This window comes from Pseudomonas sp. DE0010, assembly GCF_007680745.1.
Lineage (GTDB): Bacteria > Pseudomonadota > Gammaproteobacteria > Pseudomonadales > Pseudomonadaceae > Aquipseudomonas > Aquipseudomonas parafulva_B.
Genome location: NZ_VEJQ01000001.1, coordinates 16912 through 30748, shown reverse-complemented (window position 1 = coordinate 30748; position 13837 = coordinate 16912). Strand labels below are relative to the sequence as shown.

12 protein-coding genes are annotated in these 13837 nt (G+C 61.0%); 8 read left to right on the top strand and 4 right to left on the bottom strand.

Annotation, left to right across the window (positions count from 1 at the left end):
• Positions 1-53 precede the first annotated feature (53 nt).
• Positions 54-842, top strand: coding sequence for an N-acetylmuramoyl-L-alanine amidase (locus FS767_RS00135; RefSeq protein ID WP_144963729.1), 789 nt, complete (start codon positions 54-56; stop codon positions 840-842).
• 105 nt (positions 843-947) lie between these two features.
• The gene (locus tag FS767_RS00130) at positions 948-2552 is read left to right on the top strand and encodes an EAL domain-containing protein (protein ID WP_371921565.1); all 1605 of its coding nucleotides are present in this window, start codon (positions 948-950) and stop codon (positions 2550-2552) included.
• Positions 2553-2567: 15 nt separating this feature from the next.
• On the opposite strand, the gene FS767_RS00125 is transcribed toward FS767_RS00130, so the two are convergent.
• Positions 2568-4334 (bottom strand): KinB sensor domain-containing domain, encoded by a 1767-nt coding sequence (locus FS767_RS00125; protein WP_144963727.1) that lies wholly within the window; start codon positions 4332-4334, stop codon positions 2568-2570.
• 11 nt (positions 4335-4345) lie between these two features.
• Positions 4346-5692, bottom strand: coding sequence for a sigma-54-dependent response regulator transcription factor AlgB (algB, locus tag FS767_RS00120; RefSeq protein WP_023532715.1), 1347 nt, complete (start codon positions 5690-5692; stop codon positions 4346-4348).
• Positions 5693-5903: 211 nt separating this feature from the next.
• Here algB and FS767_RS00115 point away from each other — a divergent pair, with 211 nt between their 5' ends.
• The 6 genes from FS767_RS00115 (at position 5904) to FS767_RS00090 (ending at position 11274) form a co-directional block, all read left to right on the top strand.
• Positions 5904-6725, top strand: coding sequence for a BON domain-containing protein (locus tag FS767_RS00115; protein WP_144963962.1), 822 nt, complete (start codon positions 5904-5906; stop codon positions 6723-6725).
• A 173-nt stretch (positions 6726-6898) separates the two neighbouring features.
• The gene (locus tag FS767_RS00110; protein ID WP_058603694.1) at positions 6899-7189 is read left to right on the top strand and encodes a hypothetical protein; all 291 of its coding nucleotides are present in this window, start codon (positions 6899-6901) and stop codon (positions 7187-7189) included.
• 33 nt (positions 7190-7222) lie between these two features.
• Complete coding sequence (locus tag FS767_RS00105; RefSeq protein WP_023532363.1) at positions 7223-7384, top strand: DUF1328 domain-containing protein; 162 nt, start codon at positions 7223-7225, stop codon at positions 7382-7384.
• Positions 7381-7851 (top strand): inhibitor of vertebrate lysozyme family protein, encoded by a 471-nt coding sequence (locus tag FS767_RS00100; RefSeq protein ID WP_058638704.1) that lies wholly within the window; start codon positions 7381-7383, stop codon positions 7849-7851. The genes FS767_RS00105 and FS767_RS00100 overlap by 4 nt, the downstream gene beginning before the upstream one ends.
• 730 nt (positions 7852-8581) lie before the next feature.
• A complete protein-coding gene (gltP, locus tag FS767_RS00095) occupies positions 8582-9910 on the top strand; it encodes a glutamate/aspartate:proton symporter GltP (protein ID WP_058603696.1) in 1329 nt (442 codons plus the stop codon).
• Positions 9911-10044: 134 nt separating this feature from the next.
• Positions 10045-11274: a nucleoside recognition domain-containing protein gene (locus FS767_RS00090; protein WP_023532681.1), complete on the top strand. Its 1230-nt coding sequence runs from the start codon at positions 10045-10047 to the stop codon at positions 11272-11274.
• A gap of 31 nt (positions 11275-11305) precedes the next feature.
• On the opposite strand, the gene FS767_RS00085 is transcribed toward FS767_RS00090, so the two are convergent.
• Positions 11306-12328: a DUF5924 family protein gene (locus tag FS767_RS00085; protein WP_058638702.1), complete on the bottom strand. Its 1023-nt coding sequence runs from the start codon at positions 12326-12328 to the stop codon at positions 11306-11308.
• A gap of 75 nt (positions 12329-12403) precedes the next feature.
• Positions 12404-13810 (bottom strand): pitrilysin family protein, encoded by a 1407-nt coding sequence (locus FS767_RS00080; RefSeq protein ID WP_144963725.1) that lies wholly within the window; start codon positions 13808-13810, stop codon positions 12404-12406.
• Between the last annotated feature and the right edge of the window lie 27 nt (positions 13811-13837).

Genomic DNA, 13837 nt, shown 5'->3' with positions numbered 1-13837 from the left:
GCAGATGCGGGTAGACCGTTATACTGTAGCGCTCATTCGCTGAGGCCACTGCCGTGCTTTCCACGCTGAAAAAAACACTGATCACCCTGCTGCTGCTGACTGTCGCCGGTTGTTCGACGGGCTTGCGCATTGACCGCAGCCACCCGTCAGCCAACCACGACAACCGCATTCAGTTCGTGGTGCTGCACTATACCAATGCTTCGCTGGAGCGCTCGTTGGCGTTGCTGACCCACGGCGAGGTCAGCAGCCACTACCTGATCGGTGATGGCCCCGCCACTGTCTACCAGTTGGTGGATGAAAGCAGGCGAGCCTGGCACGCTGGCGATAGCCAGTGGCAGGGCAGAACCTGGTTGAACTCATCGTCCATCGGCATCGAGATCGTCAATGCTGGCTTTACCGATACGCCTGCCGGGCGGGTATGGCACCCCTACAGCGAAGCGCAGATCCAGTCGCTGATCGCGCTGCTCAAGGACATCGTCAAGCGTAACGGCATCGAGCCACGGCACATCATTGGCCACAGCGACATCGCGCCACTGCGCAAGCAGGACCCCGGCCCGCTGTTCCCGTGGAAACGCCTGGCCGACGCCGGCCTGGGCGTTTGGCCTGACGCCTCTGCCGTGGCTCGCCAGCAGGCCTATTTTGAGGTCAATCCCCCTACGATTGGGTGGTACCAGCAGGCCCTTGCCCGGTTTGGCTATGCCATCGAGCAGACGGGCGTGCTCGATGTGCAGACACGGCACGTGATCGCGGCGTTCCAGATGCGCTTTCGACCTCAACGCTTCGACGGCCAGCCCGATGCGCAGACGGCCGCCATGCTCGAGGTGCTCAACCGCATGCCGTAAAGCGTTGACGGCTGGCAGTTTGGTCCTCGCCCAAGCGAAGCGCTAAACGGCAAAGGTAATTGTCCATTGAGTTGCTATACCTTGGTAATCAACTGGATGCCTTCGATGCCTGATCGCCTGACGGCCTTGCGCCAATTTTTCTACCGTCCCTGGATGCTTGCCGCTTTGGCGGCAATCGCCAGTGCCGCCTTGTTGCTGACCGCCAGCATCGCCATTGCGTTGCAGCAGATGAAACAAAGTGAAAGCGAACAGATGAATGCTCAGGGCGAGCGTTTTCTGGAGCGACTCGAGCAGGTGTTCGGGCAGTTGCGCGAAGGCGTGGACTTGTTGGAGACGCAGCCTTTGCGTGGCTGCGGCCCCGCCATGCTGACGGCCTTGCAGCAGATCGGGTTGAGTTCACGGTTCATCTACGAGGCGGCCTATGTGGACGGTGATGTCGCGTGCTCGAACCGAGGTGACGAGCGGGCTTTCGTGCCGCTGCGCCCGCCAGACATCAAGGGGCCGGTCTACAGCTATTGGCTCAATACCACCACCGAGCCCGACGAAAACCTTGCCGCGCTGATGCTGGGGCGTGGCCGGTTTCTGGTGTCAACGTCCCGCGGGCACCTGACCGATGTGGTGGATTTGCCCCCGGGCGGCAGCTTGTTGGTCGTGCTGGATAACGGTGCCCGGGCGATCCCGGTGCTGGGCCCGCCCCAAGTGTGGCCACCGCCTTCTGTGTGGTCGACCAGCCACAAAACGCTGCTGGAGTTCAGCGACCGTCTGATCTATCGCATGCCCACCAAGTCTCCTGATTACCAGTTGGTTCTGATCGCACCACGCGCAAGTCTCCCCCTGCGCATGAATGGCGCCCTGTGGCTGCTGTTTCCAGGCAGCGTACTGGGTGCTTGTTGCATCGGCTGGCTGGTCTTGCAGTTGGCGCAACAGCGACGCTCCATGAGCTCGGAGCTGCAGCAGGCGCTGAGTCGTGGCCAGTTGCAAGTGCTTTACCAGCCGATTTTCGAGCTCGACAGCAGGCGCTGTGTGGGAGCCGAGGCATTGGTGCGTTGGCGTCGGCCCGATGGCACCTTGACCAGCCCTGAGCTGTTCATCCCGCTGGCCGAAAATACCGGGCAGATCCGTGAGATCACCGACTTCGTCCTGCGACGCGTCCTCGAGCAACTCGGCCCGCTGTTGCGCTCACGGCCCATGCTGTACATCTCGGTGAACCTGGCAGCGTGCGACGTGATGGTTCCGCGTGTTGGGGAAGTGGCGGCGCGCTTGCTGGCGCTGCACCGGGTGGCCCCTAGGCAGATCGCCTTCGAGGTGACCGAGCGCGGCCTGATCGATGTGGTGGTGGCGCGCGAAAACCTGCAAGCACTGCGCGCCCAGGGCCATCAGGTGCTGATCGACGATTTCGGTACGGGCTACTGCAGCCTGGCCTATCTCCAGACCTTGCCCGTGGATTGCCTGAAAATCGACAAGGCATTCATCGATGCGCTGGGCCACGATGCCGCCAGCAGCGGCGTGGCACCGCATATCATCCGCATGGCCCACGACCTGCATCTACGGGTGATCGCCGAAGGTATCGAGCGTGAAGACCAGGCACTGCTGCTGCTTGGGGAGGGCGTTAAGTACGGCCAGGGCTGGCTGTTCGCCAAGGCCCTGACGGCCCGTCAGTTCGCCGAGCTGGTCACGCGGGATAAATTGCCACGGGGCAGACAGGCCTGACGCGCCTTGCGAGCATCAGACCGGCAGGGCCAGGTAGAACTGGGTACCTTCACCCGGTCGCGAGAAGACGCCCATGCGCCCACCGTGCAACTGCACGATTTCCTTGCACAAGGCCAGTCCCAGGCCGGCTCCACCTTTCTTGCGCCCTACTTGCACGAACGGCTCGAAGATACGGGCCTGCTGGCCATAGGCGATACCCTCGCCCGTGTCCTCGACACTGATGATCACGCGTTCGGCATGGCGCCGCGCATGCAGGCGGATGCGCCCGCCCTGTGGGGTATGCCTGACCGCGTTGTGCAGCAGGTTGTCCAACACACGGTCGAGCTGGGCAACGTCAGCCTGAATGCGTGGCAATGGCGGTTCAAGGGCCAGGACCAGTTCGATCTGCTTCTGGCCCGCCTGGTCGGCGAAGCGTAATTGCGCCCGCTCCAGCAGTTCATCGACGGCGCAGGGCGCCAGGTCGAGCTTTTGCAGGCCGCTTTGATAGCGGCTGAAGTTGAGCAGGTCATTGATCAACTGGGTCAGGCGCTGCATTTCTTCGCCGATGGTTTCCAGCAGATCGTACTCACGCGCTTCTTCGGGAAACTTGACCCGTTCGCGCAGCAGGCCGAACGCCATGTGCATACCGGTGACAGGCGTGCGCAGCTCGTGGGAGGCGCGTAGCACGAACTCGCTGCGCACCCGCTCGAAGGCACGCTGTTCTGTCACGTCGTGAAGCACCATCACAGCGCCCAGGATCGGGCCTTGGGGATGGCTGACGGGCGTCAGGCTATAGGTCAGCAGGCGCGTTTCCTCGTCAACATCGATGTGAAGGTCGTCCGGTTGCCGGTCCAGACTGCCGCCGCGCAGCACCTGGCACAGTTGCTGTTCCAGCTCAGGTCGTTCCAGGGCTTCGGCCAGGCTGCTGCCAACACGGCTGTCGTTCCAGCCCAGTTGGCGTTGAGCAACCGGGTTCAAGTGCTCAAGCAAGCCCTGTCGATCGATGATCAGCAGGCCATCATCGATACTGTCGAGCACGGCTTGCAGCCGCTGCTGCCCGGCGAGCAATTCGTCGACATTGGTGGCCTGGTGCTTGCGCAGGGCGTCGGCCATGATCCCGAAGCGACGCGTGAGCTGGTTCAGCTCGCTGGCTTGAGTGATAGGGAGCGTGACATCGAAATTGCCCTTGCCGAGCTGATCGGCTGCCTTGGCCAGGGCCTCGATGGGCTGCCCGAATCGGCGGGCAATGTTGTGGGCAGTGATAAAGCCCAGAACCAGAACCACCAGGCCCATCAAGCCCAGCACGCCGCCGACCAGCAAGGCGCGGGCACGGCTTTGTTCTTCGCTGCGAGCGATGTTGGCCAGCGCTTGTTTGTGGGAATCGATCAGGTCGGTGCGCACTTGATTGAATGCGGCGCCCAGTGGCTGGTCCACGGCCAGGCTGCGCGAAGGCGCCGGGGTTGCGTGGTAAGCCTCGAGAAATGCCTGGTAGTGGTCGCGGGCTTCGCTGAACCCAGGCCGCTGGCCACCGTCGGCCAGGCTTTGGTCGAGCAGGCGTTGGAAATTGTCTTGCAGTGCTTGCAACTGATCGGGAGCCGTGTCCGTATCCAGCAGCAGGATGAGTTGCTCACCGAGGTTCTGGCGTAGCTTCAACCCCACATCCAGCGAGTGATTGGTGTCGCGAACCAGCGCCTGTTGGGCCGAAGCCATTTGCAGGACGCTTACCAAGCCAAGCAGCAGCCCCAGCAGGGCGACCGTGACCAGCGCCGAGATGCTGAGAAAGAGCCGCGTGCGCAGCTTCATGGTCGGCCACTTCACAGGTTGTACTGCTTACGCTTGCGATACAGGGTCGACGCGTCGATCCCGAGGGTCTTGGCGGCTTGGTCAAGCGTGTCGCTGGCAGCCAGCACGGCGCCGATATGCGCGCGCTCAAGCTCATCCAGGCTCAAGGCGGCACCTACACGCGGCGCGTTGCTTGCCGGTTGCTCGCCCATGCCCAGATGGCTGATCTCGACCTTTTCCTGGGGACAGATGATGCTGGCCCGCTCGATCACGTTACGCAATTCGCGAATGTTGCCCGGCCAGCGGTAATTGAGCAGCGCTGCGCGTGCCTCGTCGCTGAAGCCGCGGGCTGGCCTTGAGTATTCCTTGACGAAGCGGGCCAGGAAGCGGTCGGCGAGCGTGAGGATGTCTTCACTGCGCTCGCGCAGGGGCGGCAGGTGCAAGGTGATGACGTTCAGGCGGTAGAGCAAGTCTTCGCGGAAACGGCCCTCGCGCACCATTTCCTCAAGGTTGAGGTTGGTGGCGGCGAGGATGCGCACATCGGCCCGGCGGGTGACGGGGTCGCCAACACGCTCATATTCCTTGTCCTGGATGAAGCGCAGCAACTTGGGTTGCAGGGTCAGGGGGAAGTCACCGATTTCATCGAGGAACAACGTACCGCCGTCCGCCTGGTTGACGCGGCCAAGGGTGCTCTCGCTGGCGCCGGTAAAGGCCCCTCGCGTGTGGCCGAACAGTTCGCTTTCCATCAGCTCGGCATTGAGCGACGGGCAGTTGATGGTCACGCAGGCCTTGCGCGCACGCTTGCTCCAGCCGTGGATGGCGCGGGCCAGCTCACCTTTACCGGTCCCGGACTCGCCCAGGATCAGGATATTGGCATCTGTGGTTGCTACCTGGCGGGCTGTTTCCAGTACGACCATCATGGCCGGGCTGTGGGAGTCCAGGCCATCCTTGGGCTTGCGCACTTCGCCTTCCAGGGCTTCCAGGCGGGCGGAAAGCTGGCGTACCTCCAGTTGCTTGGCTGTGGCCAGGCGCAACTGGTCAGGACTGCAAGGCTTGACCAGGTAGTCGGCGGCACCGGCTTGAATGGCATCGACCGCCGTGTCGATAGCGGAGTGGGCGGTCACGATGACCACGCGCATCCACGGTGCCTGAACACGCATCTGGGCCAGCACGTCCAGGCCATTGTCCTCGCCAAGGCGCAGGTCGAGGAAGCACAGGTCGAACACCTGGCGCTGCAGCAGGCTCTCCGCCTGGGTGGCGCTGTTGGCGGTCGCCACGCTGTAGCCCTCGTCTTCCAGGCAGTAGCGGAAGGTGCGCAGGATCGCGGACTCGTCATCCACCAGCAGAATGCGGCCTTGCTTGTCCTGGGCTGATTCCATGTACCTGCGCTCCTTTGGGAAATATCTTGGTTTAGTGTGGGAAAAATCGGGCAAGTTGCATGGTCAATTCTGAAGGATTCTGCCCTTTGCACGCCAGCGGGTCGACCAAGAAGCTTGAATGCCCCGTGGGGCCGGCAATTTGCTTAGAGAGAGTGGTTGGCACATTGGTTGCGAAGAGTTTCAGATTTTGCCTACAAAAGGAGACTACGACATGCCTTTCCCCTTTCGCGCGCTTGCGCTAGCGGTCAGTTTGCTGCCCTTCACCGCTGTGGCCAGTGACGATCCTGTCCACAATGCTCGGCTGGAAGGTTCGCTGCAGACGGCAGTGTCCTTGAATCGGATCCTCAACCCTTACCGAATCACCGTTAAGGTCGATGGCGCGTCGGCGCGTTTGGCTGGGGAGGTCGAGAATGAGGTTGAGCGACGTTTGGTCGAGGAAGTGGCCTTGGCCACTTCAGGTATCGAGAAGGTCGACAATCAGGTGCAGGTCAATCCTGAGCTGGTCGAGCGTCCACTGGCGTTGCGCGCTTATGCCCAGCGCACGGAGGACGTGACGCTTACGGCAGTCATACGGTCACGGCTGTTGTGGAGCCGCCTGACTGAGAAGGCACCCATAGAGGTACAAAGTGACAGCGGTGTCGTCACGCTCCGGGGGCGGGTAGACAACCCCGAGGCAAAGGAGCTTGCGGGCGTCGTGGCGCGTACGACCGAGGGAGTGTACCTGGTCAACAACCTGATCAGCCTTGACACCGCAGCCATGATCAAAGCCAAAGACCAGCCTGTGGATGCCCCGACCGGACCGCAGCCAAGCGATGCCTGGATCGTCGATAAGGTCCAAAGCAGTTACAGCTTCAGCCGCAACCTTGACGGGCTGAATCTGAAGGTGGTGAGCCAGGATGGCTTGGTCAGACTCTCCGGCGAAGTCGTCAGCCCGGAGCAGAAGAATATCGCGACAGACATCGCCAGACAGATCATTGGTGTGCGTGGGGTCGATGCCGACATGCTCAAGGTGGCAACCAAGGTTGAAGGGTGATCGTGCATTTCGCACGGCCCCCCAGGGGGCATCGTGCAGGATACGTGGTAGGTCCTAATGGTTCAATCTTTTAAATTGTTGAAAAATAAGGATATTTTCTAATTTCAAAGCTGGCACGCAGGCTGCAATTACTTGTTCAAGTCTGGACAAAAATTACAGCAGGAGAAGCCGGTATGAACCGCCCATCTGTCAACCGTTTGCACGTTACCGCCCTGCCACTGCGTCAGATCATGTCGCTTGGCATCGCGGTCATGCTGACTTTGGCAGCAGGGCTGTTCTACTACAGCGTGCAAACGGCCCGCCTGGCCGACCAAGTGGCGGCGCAAACCGCCCTGCTGTCGCAGATCCAGAACACCCGCGCCAGTAACCTCGTACAAGCAGCCGAGCCGCTGCCATCGAAGGGTAAGGCCGAGTCCCCTGCAACCGTTGAACATGTCGTACCACAGGACCGTTGGGTGTTCTGATCACCCTGCTTTTGAAAACAAAGGAGAATCACCATGCTGAGCTGGGCTATCACTTTCCTCATCATCGCCATCGTCGCTGCAGTTCTGGGCTTTGGTGGTATCGCTGGCGCTGCAACGGGTATCGCCAAGATCCTGTTCATCGTCTTCCTGGTTCTTTTCGTTGCCTCGTTCTTCTTTGGACGCGGTCGCAGATGAGCAGGCTGTTACGCAATGCCGTAGCTGGCGTTCTGATGATGAGCGCCACTGCAGCAGCGTTGGCGGCCAATGATGGCCAGCTACGCGTCGATCAATTGCTGGGTAGCGACGCCGAGTACCGGGAATCCTGGCAGGACGCCGTCAAAGGCGAGGAACGCCTGCCCGATTGGGTGTTGAACCTGACGGGGAGCTCGCCTCAGCAGATGTCGGCGGTCACGGAAGACGGCGATAAATACCTCGTGGGCCCGCTCTGCGAAGCTGCGGACAAATGCACTTACAAGCGTTTGATCGTGGCATTCAGCTGGGACAAGGATGACGCCTACGGGATGCTGGTGGAGGTACCGGAAGGCCTGCCCAGCGACAAGTCGCCTACCCGCCATGCGCAGTACCGGTGGCTTGGCAAACCGGACGATGGCATGAAAGCCATGCTTCAGGAGCAACTCAAGCGGGACCCGAACTGGTACTGAGTCGCAAGACCGGTGTGGTTCAGGTTCGGCACTGTCATGAAATAGAAGCTGAACGGCCGTAGGCTTGCAGCCTTCTATGATGCGCCGCTCCGAGGAGGAGCAGCTCATGACCAAGGGGCCGGGCTGTTCTGATCGCTACAGGATTGGAGTGGCCTAGGGGTACAGGGAGTGCCTCCACCTGTTGGGCCGGGTCAGGCAAGGCAGAATCGGAAGTTCCAGGTCAGTAGAGCCCTGAACGATCTTCAGGGTGGAGCTGGCTTCCGAGGAGCCATCCAGATGGCAGTGCGCGATGCACGAAATCCATCTGGGGACACATTTTGTCTCAACCGCGCGTCTTTTTTTTCGTGAGCTGTGCTATCTATATCAGCTGCGTTTGAAGCATTCGGATTGTCGAACAAACCAATGTTTCCTACGTTTCTTTGCGACTATTTCAGCCGCCATATGGCGTTTATGTCTTGTTCGGGATTCCGAACAGCGCCTCGCAGGACCCCTATACCCTTGCAGATGCCCGTAGTTTCCCATGCTCAATCGGTATGGGCTATGCGTTTCCGGCATTAGATTTCCCTTCTTCCCATCGCAATAGTTGCGGCCTTTTTCGCCGACCGAGCCCTGCGCTCGTCTGCGCTGTCCTTACAACACGTCGCTAATCGGCGAATTCACTCCGGGCTTGTGTCCATCTGCTGTCCGGTAGCCGTTAGTCGACATGACCACTACAACAAAGGGTAAAGACATGAAGAAGGCAAAACTGAGCCTCGCCTGGCAGATCGTCATAGGTCTGGTACTGGGCGTTGCAATCGGCGCGCTCCTGAACCACTTCAGTGCAGAAAAGGCCTGGTGGATCAGCAACGTCCTTCAGCCTGCTGGTGATATCTTCATTCGCCTGATCAAGATGATCGTGGTCCCGATCGTGATCTCGTCGCTGATCGTGGGTATCGCTGGGGTTGGCGATGCCAAGAAGCTTGGCAGTATTGGCCTGAAGACTATTCTTTACTTCGAGGTCGTCACGACCATCGCCATTGTCGTGGGCCTGGTGCTTGCCAACCTGTTCCATCCGGGCGCGGGTATCGACATGAGCACCCTCGGTACTGTGGACATCTCCAAGTACCAGGCGACCGCCGCCGAGGTGCAGCATGAGCATGCCTTCATCGAGACCCTGCTCAATCTGATCCCGTCGAATATCTTCGCGGCGCTGATGCGCGGTGAAATGTTGCCGATCATCTTCTTCTCGGTCATGTTCGGCCTTGGCCTATCGAGCCTGCAAGCCGAGCTGCGCGACCCTCTGGTACGCACCTTCCAGGCCGTATCGGAGACTATGTTCAAAGTCACTCACATGATCATGAAGTACGCGCCGATCGGTGTGTTCGCGCTGATCGCGGTGACCGTTGCCAACTTTGGTTTCAGCTCGTTGCTGCCACTGGCCAAGCTGGTGCTGCTGGTGTATTTCGCTATCGCCTTCTTCGCCTTCATGGTGTTGGGGCTGGTAGCGCGCCTGTTCGGTTTCTCGGTGATCAAGATCATGCGCATCATGAAAGATGAGCTGATCCTGGCCTACTCCACCTCAAGCTCGGAAACCGTCCTGCCACGGGTTATCGAAAAGATGGAGAAGTACGGCGCGCCCAAATCGATCTGCTCGTTCGTGGTACCCACCGGCTACTCGTTCAACCTCGACGGCTCCACCCTGTACCAGAGCATCGCGGCCATCTTCATCGCCCAGCTCTACGGTATCGACCTGTCGTGGAGCCAGCAGTTGCTGCTGGTGCTGACCTTGATGGTGACCTCCAAAGGCATCGCCGGGGTACCAGGCGTTTCGTTCGTGGTGCTGCTGGCCACCCTGGGTAGCGTGGGTATCCCACTGGAAGGCCTGGCGTTCATTGCCGGTGTCGACCGCATCATGGACATGGCGCGCACGGCACTCAACGTGATCGGCAATGCCCTGGCGGCGCTGGTCATCTCCCGCTGGGAAGGCATGTACGACGCGGCCAAGGGCGAGCTGTACTACGCTTCGCTGATCGCCGAGAAGCCTGAAACTGCCATGGTGGGTGAAGCAGCCAAACGCTGAGGCCAAACCTGTTGGACCCAAAGCCCCGACCCGTCGGGGCTTTTTGTCGTCTGCGGCATCCACACTCACGGCGAACCGCAGCCAGGGCGGTGTTCGATACGTTATGATTCGGGCATTTTCGGGGAGGTACGTGGATGCTCAACGGCTTGTGGCTCGGCTTTTTCCTGGTAGCGGCCATATCTGCCATGGCTCAATGGCTGGTGGGTGGCAACGCCGGCATCTTCGCGGCCATGGTCGAAAGCATCTTCGCCATGGCGAAGCTGTCGGTCGAGGTCATGGTATTGCTGTTCGGCACCCTGACCCTATGGCTGGGCTTTCTGAAGATCGCCGAGCAGGCAGGTATCGTCGAGTGGCTGGCCAAGGTACTGGGCCCCTTGTTCGCACGGCTGATGCCCGAAGTGCCGCCTGGGCACCCTGCGCTAGGGCTGATCACCATGAACTTTGCGGCCAATGGCCTGGGCCTGGACAATGCTGCTACCCCTATCGGCCTGAAGGCCATGCGTGCCCTGCAGACGCTCAACCCCAGCAGCACCACGGCCAGCAACGCGCAGATCCTGTTCCTGGTACTCAATGCGTCTTCCTTGACCCTGCTCCCTGTGACGGTCTTCATGTACCGGGCCCAGCAAGGCGCGCCCGACCCAACCATGGTGTTCCTGCCTATCCTGCTGGCCACCAGTGTGTCGACGCTGGTCGGGCTGCTGTCGGTCGCGGTGATGCAGCGTTTGCGGCTATGGGACCCTGTGGTGCTGGCGTACCTGGTACCCGGCGCGTTGCTGCTGGGGGGCTTCATGGCCTTTCTCGGCACACTGTCGGCAGCCGCGCTGGCCAGCTTGTCCTCGATCCTGGGCAACCTCACGCTGTTCGGGGTGATCATCGTCTTCTTGATCATCGGCGCGCTCAAGCGGGTCCAGGTCTACGAAGCATTCGTCGAAGGGGCGAAGGAAGGCTTCGACGTTGCCAAAAGCCTGCTGCCCTACCTGGTGGCGATGCTGGTAGCGGTCGGTGTACTGCGCGCATCCGGGGCGCTTGAGGTGGCGTTGGACGGTATCCGCCATGCGGTGAACTGGATGGGCCTGGATACGCGCTTTGTCGAAGGGCTGCCAACTGCCCTGGTCAAGCCGTTTTCCGGCAGTGCTGCACGGGCAATGCTGATCGAGACCATGCAGGCCCAGGGTGTGGACAGCTTCCCTGCCTTGGTCGCAGCGACCATCCAGGGCAGTACCGAAACCACGTTCTACGTCCTGGCCGTGTACTTCGGCGCCGTGGGCATTCAACGGGTGCGCCATGCCGTGGGGTGTGCACTGTTGGCCGAGTTTTCCGGTGTGGTGGCAGCGATCTGCGTTTGCTACTGGTTCTTCGGCTGACCGGCGTTTCTGGCGCTACACGATGCGCCGCTCATGAAGCGGCGGCATCCTCGACTACCTTGAAGCGCAGTACACCGATCACCTGGCCATCCTCAGTCAGTACCCTCACCTGCCAGCGCCCTACCGGGTTGGGCGGGAAGTTCTGCTTGTGGGTCCAGGCTCGGTAGCCTTCCTTGCGCCCACCGTGAATATCCAGGGCGATACGGTCCACTTCCTGCCCGTCTTTCTGCCACACGTGGTAGATCCGCTCATTCAGGCCGCGCGGCGCATTGATGGCGGTGTAGGCGTACAGGCCGCTGCTGCGAATACGGCTGGCAGCGATTTTATCCAGTGAATCTCCCGGCTCACGGTTGATGACCTCGGTGCTCACGGCGACTTCGGTCATCCACAAGGTGGCCGGCGGCACCCAGGAGCGCAACAACCAACCCCCGCCACCGACGGCCAGCGTGATCACCACCAAGGCGACACCGCGTCGCCAGTTGCTGACCGGGAAACTGCTGACCAGGCTCGGGAAGGACAAGGCCATGGCGATGATCAGGGCCAGCTTGAAGCTTTGCGCAGTGGTGAGGTGAAGGATGATCGGCAGGGCGGTCAACAAGGCGGCGAACAGGGTCAGGGTGTGAAGCGCCATGAACAGCCAGCGCCGCGGCGCGAGCCAGCGGTAGTACAACGGGTCGATGATCGAGACCAGTCCGGCGGCGCCCAGCAAGCCTGTAAAGATCGACTGGCCGCTGTTCCAGGTGGTGGTGATGAAGAAAAACGGCAGTACGAAGAACAGGGATTCCTGATGGATCATCTGCGTGGCATAGCGCAACAGCGGCTGGGGTATTTCACGCTTGAAGGTACGCGTGAACAGGCGGGTGAGCGTGCTTTCGAGCATCAGCCAGACCCAGCTGACCAGCAGCAGGACGGCGATCCAGCTGGCGAGGCCCGCCTGCCGGTCGACCAGGATGAAACTGCCTACACCTGATAGAAAACCGCCCAAGGCAATGACGCCCGGGTAGCGTTTGAGCAGTTCGATGATGCGCTGGGCGATCTTAGGTATTGGGGGCATGGGGCTGCAATGCTTGGAGTGGCTAGGAGGCGGCCCTTGCATGCACGACGCGGGCATTGAAAGGATACCGCCGTTTCACATGTGCCGAGTAGCACCGCTTGGCTTGTCAGGGGCCTGTCGACGCCAGCGCAGAAGGCATGCGGCGAGCAGCAACCCTGCCAGCAGGAACGACAGGCCATAGAGCTCGTCGTACCCGAGCAGCGGTTTTTCGATACGAATGTAGCCTTCATGGGCGAGCAACTGCTCGAGCGCCTGGTTGGCTTGCTCCAGGGTCACGCGCTGCAACTGACGCACAGGGCTGGCGAAGCGGCCGTCGGTGTAGTCGTTCAGTGCGCCCCAGTAGTAATCGGCAAGGGCACTGTTGCCCTGGGTTGCCCAACTTTCCTTGGCGATGCTCGCTTGCTTGATGCGGGCAAAGGTGTCCGGGTCCAGGCCCTGCTCGCGCAAGTGATCGAACAAGCGCCGCATGACCTCGATCGCCCTTCCTATATCATCGCGCTCAAGGTCGGCGTTGAGGCTGAGCAGGCCGGTATCACCGAAGCTCTCGCGCTGGACCGAGGGGCCATAGGACAGGCCATTGCGCAGGCGCAGCTGGTCATATACTGCCCAGTCCAGATAACGGGAGAGCAGATCCAGGGTGGCCTGGTGGTCGTTGTCCAGCACCGGCTCGATGAACAGCCAGTGGAGTTTGGCCGTGTCGCCCAGCCAGCCGTGCATCAGGTCGCGCCGTTGCTTGGCCTCTTGGCTGATCGATTCCAGGTCGCGGCGGTCTTCCGGCTCGGTGGCCGGGAGTTCGCCGAGGGTTCTTTCCAGGTAGGCGGGCAACAGGCGGTCCAGCCCACCCACCATGATCAGTGTCATGTTGTTGGCCGCGTACCAACGCTCGCGCAGGCCCTGGACCTGTTCGAGGGTCATGTCGTCGAGATTGGAACGCTCGGGGCATTTCAAGCCCAATTCCGTTGCCAATTGCTGCCCGGCGGGGTGACCGATGTCTTGCCGGTCCAGCCAGCGCTGTAGATGCCCGTAGTGGCCACCGTCCTCACGCTCAATGATGCGCTTGGCAGTCGCCAGGGCCTTGGCGTCGATCTGGGTGTCGCGAATGATCGACAGCAACAGGTCGAGTACCTTGCGCTGATTGCGTGCGGGCGCTTCGATCACGAACGTGGTGTCGGCATTGCCCGTGAACGCATTCCATTCGCCACCCAGTGCCTGCAGGCGCTCTTCGAGGCCTCCTTCGCCCGTGTCGTCCACCCCACTGAACAGCAAGTGCTCCAACAGGTGCGGCAGTTCTTTCTGATCACAGCCGAAGTCGTCCAGGCCCACGCCCACGACCAGGCGAATGGACACATGGTCGCGTTCGTAGCCGTCCTTGAGGATGACCTGCAGGCCGTTGGGCAGCAGGTAGCCCTCCACGCGAGCGCGGTCCAGGGCAAAGGAGCAGAGGCTAAACATCAGCAGGCAGATGAACATCAGGCAACGCATGGGCGAGCGGGGGTCCTCAGGTCGGCG

Bases quoted from the DNA above. Each gene is read 5' to 3' on its own strand.
- gltP (WP_058603696.1), top strand. From the start codon at position 8,582: ATGAAGAAGGCAAAACTGAGCCTCGCCTGGCAGATCGTCATAGGTCTG.
- FS767_RS00115 (WP_144963962.1), top strand. From the start codon at position 5,904: ATGCCTTTCCCCTTTCGCGCGCTTGCGCTAGCGGTCAGTTTGCTGCCC.
- FS767_RS00105 (WP_023532363.1), top strand. From the start codon at position 7,223: ATGCTGAGCTGGGCTATCACTTTCCTCATCATCGCCATCGTCGCTGCA.
- FS767_RS00130 (WP_371921565.1), top strand. From the start codon at position 948: ATGCCTGATCGCCTGACGGCCTTGCGCCAATTTTTCTACCGTCCCTGG.
- algB (WP_023532715.1), bottom strand. From the start codon at position 5,692: ATGGAATCAGCCCAGGACAAGCAAGGCCGCATTCTGCTGGTGGATGAC.
- FS767_RS00080 (WP_144963725.1), bottom strand. From the start codon at position 13,810: ATGCGTTGCCTGATGTTCATCTGCCTGCTGATGTTTAGCCTCTGCTCC.
- FS767_RS00110 (WP_058603694.1), top strand. From the start codon at position 6,899: ATGAACCGCCCATCTGTCAACCGTTTGCACGTTACCGCCCTGCCACTG.
- FS767_RS00085 (WP_058638702.1), bottom strand. From the start codon at position 12,328: ATGCCCCCAATACCTAAGATCGCCCAGCGCATCATCGAACTGCTCAAA.
- FS767_RS00100 (WP_058638704.1), top strand. From the start codon at position 7,381: ATGAGCAGGCTGTTACGCAATGCCGTAGCTGGCGTTCTGATGATGAGC.
- FS767_RS00090 (WP_023532681.1), top strand. From the start codon at position 10,045: ATGCTCAACGGCTTGTGGCTCGGCTTTTTCCTGGTAGCGGCCATATCT.
- FS767_RS00125 (WP_144963727.1), bottom strand. From the start codon at position 4,334: ATGAAGCTGCGCACGCGGCTCTTTCTCAGCATCTCGGCGCTGGTCACG.